17 protein-coding genes are annotated in these 17,406 nt (G+C 36.9%); 9 read left to right on the top strand and 8 right to left on the bottom strand.

The genetic code is table 11. From position 1 onward, the window contains the following. Nucleotides 1–39: 39 nt before the first annotated feature. Both upp and C8N28_RS09055 read left to right on the top strand, forming a co-directional pair. A complete protein-coding gene (upp, locus tag C8N28_RS09060) occupies nucleotides 40–693 on the top strand; it encodes a uracil phosphoribosyltransferase (protein ID WP_132224060.1) in 654 nt (217 codons plus the stop codon). Then, nucleotides 690–1,397: a YjjG family noncanonical pyrimidine nucleotidase gene (locus C8N28_RS09055; protein WP_132224058.1), complete on the top strand. Its 708-nt coding sequence runs from the start codon at nucleotides 690–692 to the stop codon at nucleotides 1,395–1,397. The genes upp and C8N28_RS09055 overlap by 4 nt, the downstream gene beginning before the upstream one ends. A 4-nt stretch (nucleotides 1,398–1,401) precedes the next feature. Here the strand turns inward: C8N28_RS09055 and C8N28_RS09050 are convergent, their stop codons facing one another. Both C8N28_RS09050 and C8N28_RS09045 read right to left on the bottom strand, forming a co-directional pair. Then, entirely contained in the window at nucleotides 1,402–1,761 is a 360-nt protein-coding gene (locus tag C8N28_RS09050; protein ID WP_132224952.1) for a CoA-binding protein, read from the bottom strand. A gap of 40 nt (nucleotides 1,762–1,801) precedes the next feature. Then, nucleotides 1,802–3,346 carry an NAD(P)/FAD-dependent oxidoreductase gene (locus C8N28_RS09045; protein ID WP_132224056.1) on the bottom strand — a complete coding sequence of 515 codons (1,545 nt, stop codon included), beginning with the start codon at nucleotides 3,344–3,346 and terminating at the stop codon, nucleotides 1,802–1,804. A gap of 108 nt (nucleotides 3,347–3,454) precedes the next feature. On the opposite strand from C8N28_RS09045, the gene C8N28_RS09040 reads away from it, so the two are divergent. From C8N28_RS09040 to C8N28_RS09025, 4 genes are read left to right on the top strand one after another with little or no spacing between them, the layout of a single operon-like run. After that, the gene (locus tag C8N28_RS09040) at nucleotides 3,455–4,033 is read left to right on the top strand and encodes a LemA family protein (RefSeq protein ID WP_132224054.1); all 579 of its coding nucleotides are present in this window, start codon (nucleotides 3,455–3,457) and stop codon (nucleotides 4,031–4,033) included. Between the two features lie 3 nt (nucleotides 4,034–4,036). Next, entirely contained in the window at nucleotides 4,037–4,462 is a 426-nt protein-coding gene (locus C8N28_RS09035; protein WP_132224052.1) for a TPM domain-containing protein, read from the top strand. Between the two features lie 34 nt (nucleotides 4,463–4,496). Beyond that, nucleotides 4,497–5,300, top strand: coding sequence for a TPM domain-containing protein (locus C8N28_RS09030; RefSeq protein WP_132224050.1), 804 nt, complete (start codon nucleotides 4,497–4,499; stop codon nucleotides 5,298–5,300). 12 nt (nucleotides 5,301–5,312) lie between these two features. After that, nucleotides 5,313–5,714: a hypothetical protein gene (locus tag C8N28_RS09025; RefSeq protein WP_132224048.1), complete on the top strand. Its 402-nt coding sequence runs from the start codon at nucleotides 5,313–5,315 to the stop codon at nucleotides 5,712–5,714. Between the two features lies 1 nt (nucleotide 5,715). Here the strand turns inward: C8N28_RS09025 and C8N28_RS09020 are convergent, their stop codons facing one another. Continuing rightward, entirely contained in the window at nucleotides 5,716–7,203 is a 1,488-nt protein-coding gene (locus C8N28_RS09020; RefSeq protein WP_132224046.1) for an NAD(P)H-hydrate dehydratase, read from the bottom strand. A gap of 138 nt (nucleotides 7,204–7,341) precedes the next feature. Here C8N28_RS09020 and C8N28_RS09015 point away from each other — a divergent pair, with 138 nt between their 5' ends. Further along, complete coding sequence (locus C8N28_RS09015) at nucleotides 7,342–7,827, top strand: cation:proton antiporter regulatory subunit (protein ID WP_132224044.1); 486 nt, start codon at nucleotides 7,342–7,344, stop codon at nucleotides 7,825–7,827. Between the two features lie 22 nt (nucleotides 7,828–7,849). Then, nucleotides 7,850–9,097, top strand: coding sequence for a cation:proton antiporter (locus C8N28_RS09010; RefSeq protein ID WP_165870317.1), 1,248 nt, complete (start codon nucleotides 7,850–7,852; stop codon nucleotides 9,095–9,097). Nucleotides 9,098–9,102: 5 nt separating this feature from the next. Here the strand turns inward: C8N28_RS09010 and C8N28_RS09005 are convergent, their stop codons facing one another. The 3 genes from C8N28_RS09005 to C8N28_RS08995 form a co-directional block, all read right to left on the bottom strand. Then, nucleotides 9,103–9,429: an iron-sulfur cluster assembly protein gene (locus C8N28_RS09005; protein ID WP_165870316.1), complete on the bottom strand. Its 327-nt coding sequence runs from the start codon at nucleotides 9,427–9,429 to the stop codon at nucleotides 9,103–9,105. A 32-nt stretch (nucleotides 9,430–9,461) separates the two neighbouring features. Beyond that, nucleotides 9,462–12,320 (bottom strand): excinuclease ABC subunit UvrA, encoded by a 2,859-nt coding sequence (uvrA, locus tag C8N28_RS09000; RefSeq protein ID WP_132224040.1) that lies wholly within the window; start codon nucleotides 12,318–12,320, stop codon nucleotides 9,462–9,464. 123 nt (nucleotides 12,321–12,443) lie between these two features. Then, a complete protein-coding gene (locus tag C8N28_RS08995; protein ID WP_132224038.1) occupies nucleotides 12,444–13,256 on the bottom strand; it encodes a lytic transglycosylase domain-containing protein in 813 nt (270 codons plus the stop codon). Between the two features lie 211 nt (nucleotides 13,257–13,467). Here C8N28_RS08995 and C8N28_RS08990 point away from each other — a divergent pair, with 211 nt between their 5' ends. After that, nucleotides 13,468–14,862, top strand: a complete 1,395-nt coding sequence (locus C8N28_RS08990) for a pseudouridine synthase (protein ID WP_132224036.1) — start codon at nucleotides 13,468–13,470, stop codon at nucleotides 14,860–14,862. A 74-nt stretch (nucleotides 14,863–14,936) separates the two neighbouring features. Here C8N28_RS08990 and C8N28_RS08985 read toward each other — a convergent pair whose 3' ends face one another. Together C8N28_RS08985 and C8N28_RS08980 are read right to left on the bottom strand one after the other, a co-directional pair. Continuing rightward, nucleotides 14,937–16,175, bottom strand: coding sequence for a TlpA disulfide reductase family protein (locus tag C8N28_RS08985; RefSeq protein WP_132224034.1), 1,239 nt, complete (start codon nucleotides 16,173–16,175; stop codon nucleotides 14,937–14,939). Between the two features lie 23 nt (nucleotides 16,176–16,198). Then, nucleotides 16,199–17,338 (bottom strand): acyl-CoA dehydrogenase, encoded by a 1,140-nt coding sequence (locus C8N28_RS08980; RefSeq protein ID WP_132224032.1) that lies wholly within the window; start codon nucleotides 17,336–17,338, stop codon nucleotides 16,199–16,201. Nucleotides 17,339–17,406: the final 68 nt, after the last annotated feature.

Here is a 17,406-nt window from a genome sequence, read left to right as displayed (position 1 = left end):
TAAAGATAATATAGTCAGCAATTAATCTATTTTTGTCCTATGATCCATATATTAACTGATACAAATAGTATTGCAAATCACTTTCTTGCAGAACTAAGGGATGTTGATATTCAAAATGATCAAATGCGCTTCCGCAAGAATCTGGAAAGAATAGGTGAAATATTTGCTTATGAAATCAGTAAAACACTTTCTTACGAGATTAAAAACACTACTACACCGTTAGGGGAGGCCAAAACGCAGCTATTAATACAAAATCCCATATTAGCTACTATTTTAAGAGCTGGGTTACCATTACATCAAGGCTTATTAAATATCTTTGACCAATCTGATTGTGCCTTTATAGCTACTTATCGCAAGACAAGAAAGAGTGGGGAATTTGAAATTTATAAAGAATATCAAACCACTCCTGATCTTAACGGCCGTACAGTTATCATTTCAGATGCGATGCTGGCAACTGGCAAAAGTATGGTTCTTGTATGTAAAGAATTATTTGCTCAATACAAAATTAAGAAACTTCATGTTGTATCTGCAATCGCAAGTGAAGCGGGGTTAGAGCATGCGAAAGCTTTCTTGCCAAATGCTTCTTTCTGGATAGGTGCAGTTGATGCTGAATTAACCAGCAAGGCCTATATCGTTCCAGGGTTAGGAGATGCAGGAGATCTTGCTTATGGTGGAAAAGGTGAAAAGCGATGAGTCTATCATTTAAATCTAAAAAACATTTATTCTTTGATCTAGATCATACCCTATGGGATTTTGATAAAAATGCTGGAGAAGCACTTACTGAACTCTTTGAAATTTATAAATTCAAAGAATTAGGCCTCTCCTCTTCTGATATTTTTATAGAGGTCTATACTAAGAACAACCACCAATTATGGTCTCAGTATCATATGGGAGAGATAACAAAAGATCAATTAAGAGCAGCTAGATTTATTAATACATTCACAGATTTAGGTATTGAATCATCCTTATTCCCCTCACAATTCGAAGAGGATTACTTAAATCTATGCCCCAAAAAAACAAATCTATTTCCATATGCCATTGAAGTATTGGAATACCTTCAAAATAAATATGTACTCCATCTAATCTCAAATGGCTTTAAAAAAGCTTCAGAAACCAAAGTGGCAACCACAGGCATAGCTAAGTATTTTTCTCAAATTATTATATCAGAGAATATAGGTGTGCACAAACCTCACCCCGAGATTTTTAATTATGCACTCACAGGAGCTTTGGCAGAAAAAAGCGAAAGTATAATGATTGGAGATAGTATAGAAGCCGATATTCGTGGAGCACAAAATTTCGGAATAGACGCAATTTTCTTTAATCCTAATAGAGTCAATACCCCCAAAGATATTAAACATCAAATTATTGAATTAAAAGAATTAATGGAAATATTTTAATTCCTTAAAACTGGTTGCTTGCTAACAAAACTAAAGTACAAGCATTGGTTGCCTCAATGCCATTCTCTTCGGCCAACTTGTACAATTCAGAGTTTTCTGCACCAGGGTTAAATATTAATCGTTTAGGTTTAGTCTGCAAAATATAATCATAATATTCCTTCTGAATTTGAGGGCCTATATAAAGCGTGATTGTATGTACATCATCATAAATCTTATCCGCTTTCTCTATTACTTTACCTGCCACCTCACCTTTCTTAATTCCAATATTAACAATTTTATGTCCAGTATAAACCAATCTTGTTGCAGCTTTATGTGCATATCGATCAATATTAGGCGTAGCTCCTATTATCATCGTCTTTTTCATTATACCCTCCTGTTTTTTCATATTAACATATAAAATACCTCTATAGTTTTGTTATCGCTTTTGCACAGTTCATCCCATCAATCGCCGCAGAAACAATCCCACCTGCATAACCAGCACCTTCAGCGCATGGGTAAAGACCTTTTACCTGTGGATGCTGAAGAGTTTGAGAATCTCTTACTATTCTGATTGGAGACGAAGTTCTTGACTCTACTCCAACTAAGATGGCTTCATTCGTAAAATATCCTTTCATCTTTTTCCCAAATTTAGGCAAAGCCTGTTTCAAGGAATTCCCTATAAAATCAGGCAACACATCATTCAAATCAACAGATCGCGTTCCTGGTTTGTATGAATTTAAAGGTAAATTCGTGGAAACCCTTCCCTCAACAAAATCAATCATACGTTGAGCAGGGGCAACTTGACTGCCACCGCCTAAAATAAATGCTTTTTCTTCTATTGACTTCTGAAACTTCAATAACGCCAGTGAATTATTAACTGAGTTCCCCACATCATTTAAATTAACCTGAACAACTGTACCTGAATTAGCAAAAGGATTGTTTCGTTTAGAAGGAGACCAACCATTTACAACAATCTCACCTTCTGCCGTAGCACAAGGCGCTATTACACCGCCTGGACACATACAAAAAGAAAACACCCCTCGCTGTTCTATTTGTTCTACTAAACTATAATAAGCCGGAGGCAAGTAATCTCCTCTAATATCACAATGATATTGCACTTTATCAATTAGTTCTTGAGGATGTTCAATACGAACTCCTAAAGCGAATGGCTTAGCTTCCAACAACCAATTCTTTCGATGAAACAACTCATAAATATCACGGGCTGAATGTCCTGTTGCTACAATCACAGAATCTGCAAGAACTGTTTCGCCAGATTCCATTCTAAGCCCTCTTACTTTTCCAAACTGCGTTTCAATGTCAATTACTTTTTTTTCAAAATGAATCTCCCCTCCTGCAGATATGATTGTCCTTCGAATGTCCTCTATAATATGAGGTAATTTATTGGTTCCTATATGTGGACGAGCATCAACCAGGATATCAGACGAAGCTCCATGATATACAAAAAGATCCAACACCTTTTGAACATCCCCCCGCTTATTCGAGCGCGTATACAATTTACCATCCGAATAAGTACCTGCACCACCTTCTCCAAAGCAATAATTAGATTCAGCATTTACGACACCTAATTTATTCAATGCAGCTAAATCACGACGTCTGTTTTTTACATCTTTGCCACGCTCAAATATAACAGGCTTCATTCCATCTTCTATACATTGCAATGCTGCGAATAAGCCAGCAGGTCCCGCTCCAATAATAAGAACAGGTTTGGCATCTGACACATTTTCCGGATTGAATTCAAAAACAGGAACAAATATTTCCTCATCAATATATACAATTAATTGAATACGAAAAACCACTCTTCTACCCCTTGCATCAATTGATCTTTTATGTATTTTGACCGCCTTAATACGTTGAGATGAGATACTTAGCTTTTCTGATGCTTGTTGTATAAGGTGTTTCTCATCAAAAATATTTTCGGGAATAATAGCTAATTCAATTACTTTTTGCATATTGTATGACCGAATTTTTACTTCGGAAGAAACAAAGGTATAACTTTTGTGTGTTAAAAGTTAAATAGTAAAAATCAACCCGAAAACTAATCCTTTAAAAACGAAACAATGAGAAAACTATTAGTTGGATTAATTGGCTTCCTTGCCATAACATCATTAAGCTCTTGCGGTTATAACACCATGGTTCAACTTGATGAAAACGTAAAAGCGAAATGGGCGCAAGTTGAGAATGCCTATCAAAGAAGGGCAGATTTAATACCAAATCTAGTTAATACAGTCAAAGGTGCAGCTAATTTTGAACAAGAAACTTTAACGCAAGTAGTTGAAGCTCGCGCTAAAGCAACTTCTATTAACATAGATGCGAATAACTTGACGCCAGAAGCAATCGCACAGTTTCAACAAGCACAAGGAACTTTGTCGCAATCATTGGGCCGTTTATTAGCTACTGTAGAAGCTTATCCGGATATTAAGGCGAATCAGAACTTCTTACAGCTACAAGCTCAATTAGAAGGAACTGAGAATAGAATATCTGTAGAAAGACGTGCATTTATTGAAGCAACACAACAATATAACTCTGAGATTCGCCAATTTCCAAATAACCTAATGGCGGGTATATTTGGCTTTAAACAAAAAGGATCTTTTACAGCAGAAGCGGGTGCTAATGAAGCCCCTGACGTTCAATTTTAAGAAATGAAAATCTTTAATAGTCAACAAGAAGAAAAGATTATGCATGCCATAAACATGGCAGAGAACCGTACTTCCGGTGAAATTAGAATATGTATTGAAAAAAAATGTCCTAACGAGGCAATAACACAAGCAGCCAAGCGATTTAGTGAGCTAAATATGCACAAAACTGCGTTAAAAAATGGTGTTCTAATCTATCTTGCTATTGAAGATCACAAATTCGCTATTATAGGTGACGAAGGAATAAATAAAAAAGTTCCAGAAAACTTTTGGGAGGAAACGAAGAATATCATGGCTGAATTGTTCAAAAAGGAGCAATTTGCAGAAGGTTTAATTGCCGGTATAGATCGTGCAGGCACACAGCTTAGAACCTTTTTCCCACGATCTGACGATGATATAAATGAATTACCAAACGAAGTTGTTTACTTCTAAACACCTTGAAGATCTCTGCTTTATTAAGCTACCCATGAAAGTATCAAAATTCTTTAGTGCCTTATTTTTAAGTCTTCTTTTAATCAACCTTAGCTATGCGGATGATTTCCCAGAACGCTCTAACCGATTAGTCAATGATTATACAAATACCTTAAGCCCTGACCAAATACAACAGCTTGAAAATAAACTTGTTGCATTTGACGACTCTACAACTATTCAAATTGCTGTTGTACTTATTCAATCTCTACAAGATTACGAAGTAGCCGACTATGCCGTTCGTTTAGCTCAAAAATGGGGAATAGGAGGAAAAGAAAATGATAGTGGTATTTTACTCCTGGCATCGCTAGGTGATAGAAAAGTAACTATACAAACAGGTTATGGAGTAGAAGGAGCTGTACCGGATGCCATAGCCTTCCAAATCATCAACAATGAAATAAAGCCCGCGTTCGCACGTCAGGACTATTTTACAGGATTAAATGATGCAACAAACTCTTTAATTGCTTATACAAAGGGTGAGTACAAGGCTAAGCCAAAAGAAACCAATAACGGGTTAAGTGTCTCAACAATTATCTTCGTAGTTATCTTCTTTATAATTGTAAGTATTATTTCTAAAGGTGGAAATAACGGCAACGGTAAAGGTGGCGGTAAAGTAATTGGTAGTAGAGGAAGCTCTGATTTGCTATGGTGGACTCTGCTTGGGGGTCTTGGAAATCGTGGTGGTGGCTTCGGCGGTAGAGGTGGTGGATTTGGTGGAGGCGGAAGCTTCGGTGGTGGTGGCGGATTTGGCGGTTTCGGTGGTGGTGGATTTGGTGGCGGTGGAGCTAGTGGAGGCTGGTAATTGATAATATAAATGTTAAAAAGAGATTCATTAGCTGCACAAATGCAGCAGTTAAGCCAGGTTTTAGCGAAAGTAAAACGTTTAATTATTGAAGACGCTGAAGAAGAAGCGAAGAAAATTAGTTATGCTATTTTCAAAGAGTACTATCAGCTAGATGATAACGACCTCTTAATGCTTTCAGAAGATGAATTTCTGGAAAAGATAAAAAATAAAAACCTCAAACCAGAGGAATTAAATATGTTAAGCTACTTCATCGATGAATATGCCGGACTACAAGATGAATTTACTTTACAGATACACCTTTACAAAAAATATCTCCTTCTTGTAAGCCTTTTGGAAAATGAATATCAATTTGTATCCCTAGATCATATCTCTCGACGGGCTGTTTTACAAGAACAGCTCAGTCGCCTGTAAACTAATTCTTAATATCCCCGATAATAAAAGGCATCTTGGCAATAAGCTGTGTGGCAGACACCGGAGATCTGCCTGCAGCAGCTAAAGAATCACCAGCTTTCCCATGTAAATAGCAAGACAATATACAAGCCTCTTCTGATGTATATCCTTGTGCGATAAAGGAAACAATAATTCCTGTAAGTGCATCTCCCATTCCCCCAGAAGCCATAGCAGGGCTTCCTGTTGGATTAATCATAACCCGGCCATCTTCCAAAATAATAAAGGTATATCTATTCTTTAAAACAATGATGATCTGATACTCTTTGGCTTTTCTAATAGCCAACAATAATCGTGACCACCAAGAACTTGATTCTCCAAATATCCTGTCAAATTCTTTCATATGAGGTGTCAGAATAGTTCTTTTCGGCAAAAGTCCTAATAAAGATTGATTGAGAGCTAAATAGTTTAATCCATCTGCATCAATAACTAAGGGCACTTTTGTCTCTTTAATAATCTGTTCTATTAATGAAGTATTATTTCCTAAACCTGGGCCAATCGCTATGGCAGAAAAGGCAGCCCTTCGCTCAATTTTCCAGGCATCTTCAATATTCAGATACATGGCTTCAGGCAAACGAGTATGCAATGCGATCCTATCTTCCTCTGGAATACAAACACTTGTTAAACCGGCCCCAGAATATATACACGCCTCTGCACAAAGCAGAGCGGCTCCACTTTTTCCTATGCTCCCTGCATAAATTAATGCATGACCAAAGGTTCCTTTATGGCTAAAACTTTGCCGCTGACGATAAATATTAACAATATCAGAACTTTCAAGCAAATAATAATCAGAAGGGCACGATTCAATAAACTCTTCACGCAAACCAATATCCACAACATGAAAAGTTTGTAAAAAAGCAGCGGATTCAGGAAAGAAGAAATTTAATTTAGGTCTTTGAAAACTAACTACATCCTTCGCTACTAGAACATCTCCACGTGAAGGCAGCTCGCCTTCACATAAAAACCCTGTCGGACAATCAACTGCAATCAAATATTTCTCACTCCTATTAATAGTTTCAACCAACTTTAATAGATCACTACCAAGTGATCTATTAACACCTGATCCTAGAATTGCATCAATAATAATATCTTCAGATATTTCTCCTAGATTCTCCCCTTCCCAATATTTAAACTCAATAGGTGTTTCTTTCAAACGTCTGAGATTATGTAAAAAATCAGCAGACTCTTTCTTTCCCGTACGAACAATCAATATCCGAATACGAGAATAACCATCACACTGCAATAAACGAGCAATTGCCAAACCATCTCCACCATTATTACCTGTACCACATAAAACCAAAATCGCTCGATATTTTTCAGGTATTAACCCAGAGAACACATTTACGAAAGCAGCAGCAGCCCTTTCCATTAAACTGATTGATGAAAGGTCCTTAACCTTCAAACAATCAGCATCCGCCTCTCGGATCTGTGCAACTGTTATCAACTTACGCATTCCTGAAATTAAGAAAAAACTATCAATCTTTTTACAAATACTCAATTATGATGGTCTGGCTTATTTTTTATATTTTTGGAATATATGATGAACAACATCATAATTGTCATATATAAATATTTATTAGAAAAATAGATTATGTCAAATGTTAAAGAAACGGATCTGATTGGTATTGGAAAGAAATATCAATTAGAAACGAGTTATGGCGATAATGTAGTAATCGTAATCCACGATGATGGAAGAAGAGAACTCTACAATTATGATGAAGCTGAGAACGAATCGCGATGTGTTCTAACATTGAATGATGAGGAATCACGTCAAGTTGCTGGAATCATAGGAGGTTTATCATATAAACCCAAAGCTTTGGAAACCATTGAGGTAGCATTAGATGATCTAATGATCGAATGGTATAAAGTTCCTAACGAATCCAAAGCCATAACAAAAACCATCGGAGAGCTTGAAGTTCGAAAGATGACCGGGGCTTCAATTATTGCTGCTATTAATCAAGACGAAACTATAATAAATCCAGGTCCCGACTATATTATATCTTCAGGGATTACTTTAATTGTAGCAGGAAAACGGAATCACATTAAATTGCTAAAGCAGATACTACTAGATAAATAACCGTTAACCCTAAGACATAAAAATGAATACCTTAATATTAGAAATTGGAATTGCCGTTTGTTTGGTAGCCACAGTTGGCTTAATATCAAACAAATTAAGAGTATCTGTGATTCCTTTTTTTATTCTTATTGGTATGGTATTAGGTGAACATGCACCTGATCTTGGTGTCATTGATCTCCAGTTCAAAGAAAGTATGCCTTTCCTGGATTTCATGGGCAGACTTGGAGTACTATTTCTACTATTTTATCTTGGATTAGAGTTCTCTGTAGGGCGTTTAATTAAATCAGGAAGATCAATAGTTACTGGTGGAACCATTTATGTCTGTATCAATTTTGTAACCGGTCTATTAGTAGGTTGGATGATGGGGATGCCATTTGCTGAGATAATGGTTATTTGTGGTATTATGACAAGTTCTTCTACGGTAATTGTGGCAAAGGTTTTAACCGATCTACGCAGAACAGCAAATCCTGAGACTGAAATCATTATGGGAATGATCATGTTCGATGATCTATTTATTGCCATGCATATTTCCTTTTTATCTGGCCTTGTCTTAAGTGGTGGAGGATCAATGTGGACCGTTGTAGGCACTTGCCTGCTCGCACTTGGCTTTATTCTGCTTTTCCTAATCCTGGGCAGAAAAATGGTTCCTGCTATCGATAAGCTACTACAAGTAAAATCATCGGAAATTTTTATACTTATTATTTTCGCATTATTATTTATTACAGCAGGATTCTCTGAAACCATTCACGTTGCAGAGGCTATAGGAGCTTTAATGGCAGGACTAGTATTAGCTGATTCAAAATACATTAAACGAATCGAGCATATGGTGCTTCCATACAAGGATTTCTTTGGAGCGATGTTCTTTTTCAGTTTCGGATTATCAATCGACCCTATGAGCTTGGGCGGCGCCGTTATGTGGGCTTCTATTGCTGCGGCATTAACTATACTGGGTAACTTAGCATCGGGCTATTTTGCAACTCGCATCTCTTCTATGAAAAAGCATGCTACATTCGATATCGGGTTTACATTATCGGCAAGGGGAGAATTTTCAATTATCATGGCAAATATTGGTAAGGCAGGCGGATTAAATCCAATCATCCAATCTTTTGTAGTAGTATATGTACTTATATTAAGTATTGTGGCTCCCCTATTAACAAAAGAATCCAGAAACTTTTGGAAACTCACCTTTGGAAGAAATGAAAAGGATAAAGTAAAACCTGTATCATCCTTTCCAAAGCGACTAGATGATTTAGAAAAAGGGCTCGAGTAGTTCTCTTACATAAACCCAAGCTCTAATCGAGCCTCATCACTCATAAAACTCTTTTCCCAAGGTGGGTCAAAACTTAATTCAACCAAGGCATTCTTAACTCCTTCTACAGACTCAACTTTTTCCTGAACTTCATTAATGATTGAGTCAACAACAGGACAATTTGGAGCTGTTAAAGTCATTATAACTTTAGCTGTTCCATCTTCTTTGGTGATTATCTCATAAACTAAGCCCAGTTCAATAATATTTACAGGAATCTCTGGATCAAACACAGTCTCCAACACTTCTTTTATCTGATCTGCCACACCCAATTTATCCAATACAATCATTTCCATATCTGTAATTTTTTATATTAACTTATAACACCTTAAGATACTACTTTATTACTGAAATTTAATTCCATTTCGATAAACTTAGCAGTTCGGCTTATCTTATTTTGAGCCAAACCTTCAGGTGTTCCGGCAAATACAAGCTCGCCACCACCACTACCACCTTCAGGTCCCATATCAATTACCCAATCCGCCACTTTTATCACTTCCATATTATGTTCAATCACCAAAACTGTATTACCACGCTGAACCAAACGATTCAATACTCCCAATAATACATTCACATCCTCAAAATGCAAACCGGTAGTTGGTTCATCCAAAATATAAAACGTCTTACCAGTATCTTTTTTAGAAAGTTCAGTTGCAAGCTTTACACGTTGCGCCTCTCCACCTGATAAAGTAACCGATGACTGTCCTAATGTTAAATATCCTAAGCCTACGTCATTCAACGTTTTAACCTTACGATAAATTGATGGGATAGGCTCGAAGAACGTAACAGCTTCCTCAATACGCATATCTAGAACATCGCTAATAGATTTTCCACGATAACGCACCTCCAATGTCTCACGATTATAACGTCTTCCCTGACAAGTTTCACAAGGCACCTGAACATCCGGAAGAAAATTCATCTCTATTACTTTCATTCCACCACCTTTACAAGTCTCACAACGTCCTCCTTTTACATTAAATGAAAAACGTCCAGGCTTATAGCCACGGATCTTAGCTTCAGGAAGCTGAACAAATAGATTTCTAATATCTGAAAACACGCCTGTATAGGTAGAAGGATTTGAACGAGGTGTTCTACCAATAGGTGACTGATCGATCTCTATTACCTTATCAATATTATCTAAACCAATCAGCTTTTTATAAGGCAATGGAGTCTTCTTCGCTCTAAAAAAATGATGATTTAGAATAGGATAGAGCGTTTCTGTTATCAAACTGGATTTTCCACTGCCTGATACACCTGTAACTGCAATAAAGCATCCTAAAGGAAAATCAACATTTACATTTCTAAGATTATGTCCGCTCGCACCTTCTAGACGTAAAGTCAAACCATTACTCTTCCTCCTTGCAGAAGGAAGCGGAATCTCCTTCTCCTGATTCAAATAAGCTGCTGTTAATGTATGGCTCTGAGTAATTTCCTCAGGTGTACCTTCTGCAACAACGGCTCCACCTTGTAAACCTGCAGCAGGACCCATATCAATCACATAATCAGCAGCTAAGATCATGTCCTTGTCATGTTCTACTACTAAAACAGAATTACCAATATCTCTTAAATTCTTTAAAGCGCCAATTAACCGTTCATTATCCCGCTGATGTAAACCAATACTTGGTTCATCCAGAATATAAAGAACATTAACAAGTTGAGAACCTATCTGAGTAGCCAAACGAATGCGTTGAGCCTCTCCTCCTGAAAGTGTTTTCGCTGAACGATTCAAGGTTAGATAATTTAAACCCACATCTAAGAGAAAACCTAAACGAGAACGAATCTCCTTAAGAATTTCAGTAGCAATAATATTCTGACGATCACTCAGCCTGCTTTCTAAATTATCAAACCAGGTCATCAAAGTCGAAATATCCAAATCAGCTAATTCCGAAATATTCTTATGATCAATCCTAAAATGCAGAGCTTCCTTTTTCAATCGCGCACCCTCACATACTGTACAAGTTTTCAACGATCTAAAATTTTCGATATCTTCTTTCCCTGCCTTTTGTTCATGTTGTTCTTCAAGTTGCTTAAAGAGGCCCTCATACACAATCTGATAGGTCTTTACATTCCATTTGTTATAAGAAACAGGAACGCTTATTATGTCTGGAGCACCTTCAAAAATTAAACTAAGATGCTCTTCCGATAAATCTTTTAGAGGTGTAGTCAATGAAAAGCCATATTTCTTGGCCAAAGCTTTTAACTGCTGAAAAGTCCAGTTATCCTTATATTCACCCAGAGGGGCTAAACCTCCACGCATAATACTTAATTTCGGATCTGGGATAACGCTTTCACGATCAATCTGAAATACATAGCCTAATCCATCACAATTTTCACAAGCACCATAAGGTGAATTAAAAGAGAAAGTATTAGGTTGAGGTTCATCATAAGATATTCCTGATTCAGGATCCATTAAAAACCGGCTAAAGAAAAATTCCTGATTAGCAGCATTACTAATCTTGATAACCCCCTTTGCCAATTTCATGGCTTGTTGAACTGAACTTTGCAACCGGCTTCTATCCTTCTCGCTAATGGTCAACCGATCAATTACAATCTCAATATCATGGGTCTTATACCTATCCACTTGCATTTTAGGAGTAAGATCTGCCAACTCTCCATCAATCCGAACTTTTACAAAGCCTTGCTTTCTAATTTGTTCAAATAATTCCCGATAATGCCCTTTTCTACCTTTTACCACGGGCGCTAAGACATTAACAGGTTCATTATTAAATTTCAATAGTATCCGATCAATAATTTGATTCTCTGAAAGACGCTCCATTTTTTGACCAGAGACATAGGAAAATGCCTCTCCTGCACGAGCATATAAAAGACGCAAAAAATCGTAGACTTCCGTAATTGTGCCCACTGTAGACCGTGGATTTTTATTGGTGGTCTTCTGTTCAATAGCAATTACAGGACTTAACCCTGAAATCTTATCTACATCTGGTCTTTCTAAACCTCCAAGGAACTGTCGGCTATAAGCACTAAAAGTTTCTAAATACCTACGTTGTCCTTCTGCATAAATGGTATCAAAAGCCAATGAAGACTTACCACTACCACTTAATCCAGTTATGACAACCAACTTATTTCGTGGAAAACTAACGTCAATATTTTTTAGATTATGAACTCGAGCTCCAAAGACCTCAACTTCATTCTGTTCTACTAAATCCGGAATAGTATTTTTATTCATGTAGGAAGCTCAATGCAAAAGGGTTTTAACCATATCCCATTTATGCAAAAATACAGATAATATTATGAAATAATCTGAAGAAAAGTAAAGGAGCTGAAGCCTTAATATAAAATTAGATTCGTCTTATAAGCGATTATCAAGCCCCCACTGATAGGAAATATTTTCAGCGAGCATACCTTTTCCGCTAGCAGGTAAATAACCATATATATCAGGATTCTCAATAATTTCCTTCATTGAAATCAACCGATATACATAAGCAGCAGTTTCAGCATTTAAAGACAATAAATAATAATCATCCTTGCCTTGATTCCTCATCGATTTAAGCAATCCGCCCTCTCCCATATTATAAGCTGCCGCTGTCAAGGTCCAATTTCCAAAAATATCATGCAAGGCATTTAAATATTTGGCAGCAGCTTCAGTAGATTTTATTATATCTTGTCGTTCATCTACCTGTGCATTCACTTTCAATCCAAAAGCGCGAGCTGTCCCAGGCATAAATTGCCAATAGCCAGAGGCCCCTCGATGCGAAGTCCCTGATCGCAAACCGCTTTCTACCAAAGGCATATATTTGAAATCTTCCGGAATACCATATTTCTTTAAAATAGGTACTATTTTCGGAAACCATTCCTTTGCAGTACGATGTAGTTTATGAGTTTGAAGGTTGCGATATGAAAACTTATTAAGATTTCTTTTCATCCTTGTATCAACCGATTTAATACCTGTTGGTATCTCCTCATCTGCAAAGTTCAAGGAAGAATAATACTTTTCTTTCCTTTCTACTTCCAAAGCTAAGCGGTGCCTCTCTACTATCTTATCATCTCCCATCAAACTCCTCGTTTCCGCTTCACTTTTTACTGGGGTACTGTATATAAACAACTTTGAACCGAGCAAAACTACTACTGCCAAAGTGCAAGTTAACAGGTGCTTTTTTATCATATTTTACCTCTCCTTTTGGTACTGGGAAAATGTGGGTGGCAAATATACAAACTATAATGTTAATTACCAAACAGTTACGCAAAACCCCCTCTTAAACCTACCTATTGGCAATATTTTTAGCATAATATTCTTCTTTTCAAAAAAAGATGTCTAATAGCTAATATTTAAAAAATTGATCTACCTTTGCAGATTCAAAATAAGGGTAAAATATATGCCATTCAATAACAAAAGGAACAGCCGTGACGGCAAGTCCAACCACGGAGGTAAACCCTCTTTCGGAAGAAAAGCTGAAGGAAGCACAAACCGAGACAATCGTTTCGATGATAGAAAACCTCACTCAAAACGTTCTGATCAAGCACCAGGAGCTAGCTTTGATGCTAAGAAATCAGATGATAACAGGCAGAGACCCTATAAAAAAACTACAACATCTTCATCTAGATTCTCTAAATCAGAAGATCGTCCCTTTAAGAAGGACGATAACTTTAAAAGAGAGGATAGACCATTCAAAAAATCAGGCGACTTCAAAAAAGACGAGCGATCAAAAAAAGATAATCTTTATAAAAAGGAAAATCATTTTAAGAAAGAAGATAAACCGTTCAGAAAGCCTGGCGAATTTAAAAAGACAGACCGTCCAAGAAAAGATACTCCTTTTAAAAAAGACGATAACTTTAAAAGAGAAGATAGGCCATTCAAAAAGTCAAATGACTTCAAAAAAGAAGATGGTCCAAGACGAGAGAATTCTTTTAAAAGGGAAGACAACTTTAAAAGAGAAGACAAACCTTTCAGAAAATCTAATGATCTTAAGAAAGGAGATCGCCCTCGAAGAGATACTCCTTATCAAAAAGAAGAGATCTCTAAAGAGTCAAAACCTCGCTCTTTTAATGAACCTGAATTAATTCGCTTAAATAGATATATTGCAAATGCAGGTATTTGCTCAAGAAGAAAAGCAGATGAACTAATTGAAGCTGGAGTAGTTAGTATCAATGGCGAAGTAGTTACCTCTTTAGGCACACGCGTAAATCCTGCTACCGATGAAGTTAAGTACAATGGCGAACGTCTAAAACGTGAGAAAATGGTTTATATACTTCTAAATAAACCAAAAGACTATATTACAACTACAGACGATCCTCAAGAACGTCGCACAGTTATGCACTTAGTTGACAAAGCAACTCGCGAACGTATTTATCCGGTAGGAAGACTTGACCGCAATACTACTGGCTTACTATTAATGACCAATGACGGTGAATTAGCCGAGAAGCTTTCTCACCCACGCAATAGCATAACAAAGATCTATCAGGTCGAGTTAAACAAAAATCTTAGTCAAGGCGATTTCAACAAAATTGAATACGGAATAGAATTAGAGGATGGTCTAATCAAGCCGGATGATATTAGCTATGTTCAAGGAGCAAGTAAAAAAGAAGTTGGCATACAAATACATAGTGGAAAGAACCGCATAGTGAGACGGATCTTTGAACATTTAGGTTATGACGTTATTAAATTAGATCGCGTAATTTATGCTAATCTTAGCAAAAAAGATCTACCACGTGGCCGCTGGAGACACCTGGACGAAAAAGAAGTTATACAATTAAAACATTTTATTAAATAGAAGCAAAAACCTATTAAAATGCAGAACGGCTCCTAAGGAGCCGTTCTGCATTTTAATAGGTCTAATCTTAATCATTATATCTTTTCGTTTAATAGTTCATTTATGGTAGTTTCAAATTTATTTGTGTAATCAACATATGCTTGTCCGGTAGCTGGGCCTGTAAATCCTGAATGAATTGTCCGAACGTCTCCTTTCCTATCAATTATGATCGTTGTAGGAAAAGCATTAAAATTTTCAAGTGCAGGAATACTCTTTAATACATCCTCTGTTTTATTGGTATAACCTGTTAATAAAACAGGATAGCTAACCTGAAAACGATTTATAAGATTAACAACTGCCTTTTTAGCCCGTTCAGGTTCAGCATAACGCTCATATGCTAAACCAATAACTTCAACACCCTTATCTTTATATTTCTTATAAAAAGAGCTTAAGTATGCTGTTTCATCCATACAGTTTGGACACCATGATCCTAAAAACTGGATAATAACAACCTTACCCTTATAACGCTCGTCCTTTAAAGAAACCATCTTTCCTTCGGTATCCTCGAACTTGAAAGCAACAGTATTTGAATCAACTTTCAACCTGGTAATATGATAAGCATCTGCCAGCATCGCATTTTCATCTCGTTTTGCTTCCCAATCTGTATGATTATTCGGCCCTGAATACATATCTCCAATGATGCCCTCTTTTGACACAGTAGCTACAAAGAGACTCGGACTAGACCCTGCATAAGCAGATAAAGAAAGAATATCCCCATCAATCTCCCCTTGCAAGAAACGATAATCTCCATAGTCTGTTAAAAAGGTCCCACTCACTTTATTTCCATCCTGAATAAATTCACCTATAGCAGCTGTAGTATCCGTACCATTGTCACTTCTAAAAAGAACCGACCACTTATCTGTAATATTTTCCTTTGCAGCTCTTGGGTTCTTTATAAAACGCCAGGCCACATTAGGTTTAGCCTCAAAAGGCATATGTTGTATCTTATCAGGGAAATGGCGAGTCCATGTACCTGACATCCCATCTGCGCTCAAAAGAGCACGAATCTCTGTTTCATATAAAGGAGTCTTAATAATAACAGAGTCACCCACTAAACTAACTTCACTGATATTCAGACGTTCCTTTGCATTCAGAAATGCAATCTGTTTAGTCCCTGCGGAATCATATACCTCAAAGTTAAAAGGGATCTCAATGGCCGAATCGGTTCTAAATACCCCACGCCATATTCCATTTTCCAATTCCACCTTTGCAGGGCTACAACCAATCATATAGATGATGCTGAAAATCAACAAGGAATACAAGAACTTTTTCATACTACATTTTTTTGTAAAGATAACTATTTCAGTATTTCTCTGGCAATTACAAGCCGCTGAATTTCAGAAGTCCCTTCATAAATCTGTGTTACTTTTGCGTCGCGCATCAATCGTTCAACATGATACTCTTTTACAAACCCATATCCTCCATGGATCTGGACAGCCTCTATCGTTGTTTTCATCGCAACTTCCGAAGCTTTTAACTTAGCCATTGATGCATATTTTGCATAAGGCAATTTTTGATCCTTCAACCAGGCAGCCTTCATGACAAGTAAACGCGCTGCTTCAATATCAGTTGCCATATCGGCTAATTTAAAGCTAATAGCCTGCAGTTCTGCAATTGGTTTACCGAAGGCCTTCCTTTCCTTTGCATAATTTAATGCCAGCTCATAGGCACCAGATGCAATCCCAAGAGCTTGTGCAGCAATACCTATACGCCCACCATCCAATGTTTGCATCGCAAATTTAAATCCAAAGCCATCATCACCAATACGATTCGATTTTGGAATTTTCACGTCATTAAAAAGAAGAGAATGCGTATCCGAACCTCGAATACCCATCTTGTTCTCTTTTGGTCCTATACTAAAGCCTTCCATACCCTTCTCAACAATAAGAACATTTATACCCTTACTTCCTTTTTCAGGATGAGTTTGTGCAATCACTAAATATATAGAAGCAGAATTCCCATTGGTAATCCAATTTTTCGTTCCATTAAGCAAATAATAATCCCCTTTATCTTCTGCGATAGTTCTTTGAGAAGTTGCATCCGATCCTGCTTCAGGCTCAGAAAGGCAAAAAGCTCCAATAACCTCACCAGCAGCAAGTGGCTTTAGATATTTTTCTTTCTGATCTTCGGAACCATATTTCTCCAAACCAAAGCATACTAATGAATTATTTACAGAAACCACTACAGAGGCTGAAGCATCAATTTTAGAAAACTCCTCCATAGCAAGAACATAAGAAATAGAGTCTAAACCTGATCCATTGTATTTTGGATCCACCATCATACCCAGAAAACCAAGTTCTCCTAATTTTTTTACTTGTTCAACAGGAAACGTTTGATTTTCATCGCGTTCAATAACGCCGGGTTTCAATTCTATTTCAGCAAAATCACGAGCCGCATCACGAATCATCTTTTGCTCTTCACTTAGTTCAAAAATCATAAGCTAAAATTTTCTTAAATATAACAATTACTATGCAAGCATAGTAGTGAAAAAGAAAAACCTACGAC

Origin of the sequence: Albibacterium bauzanense (assembly GCF_004339765.1) — a bacterium.
GTDB lineage: Bacteria > Bacteroidota > Bacteroidia > Sphingobacteriales > Sphingobacteriaceae > Albibacterium > Albibacterium bauzanense.
This window is presented reverse-complemented; position numbering and strand designations above follow the sequence as displayed.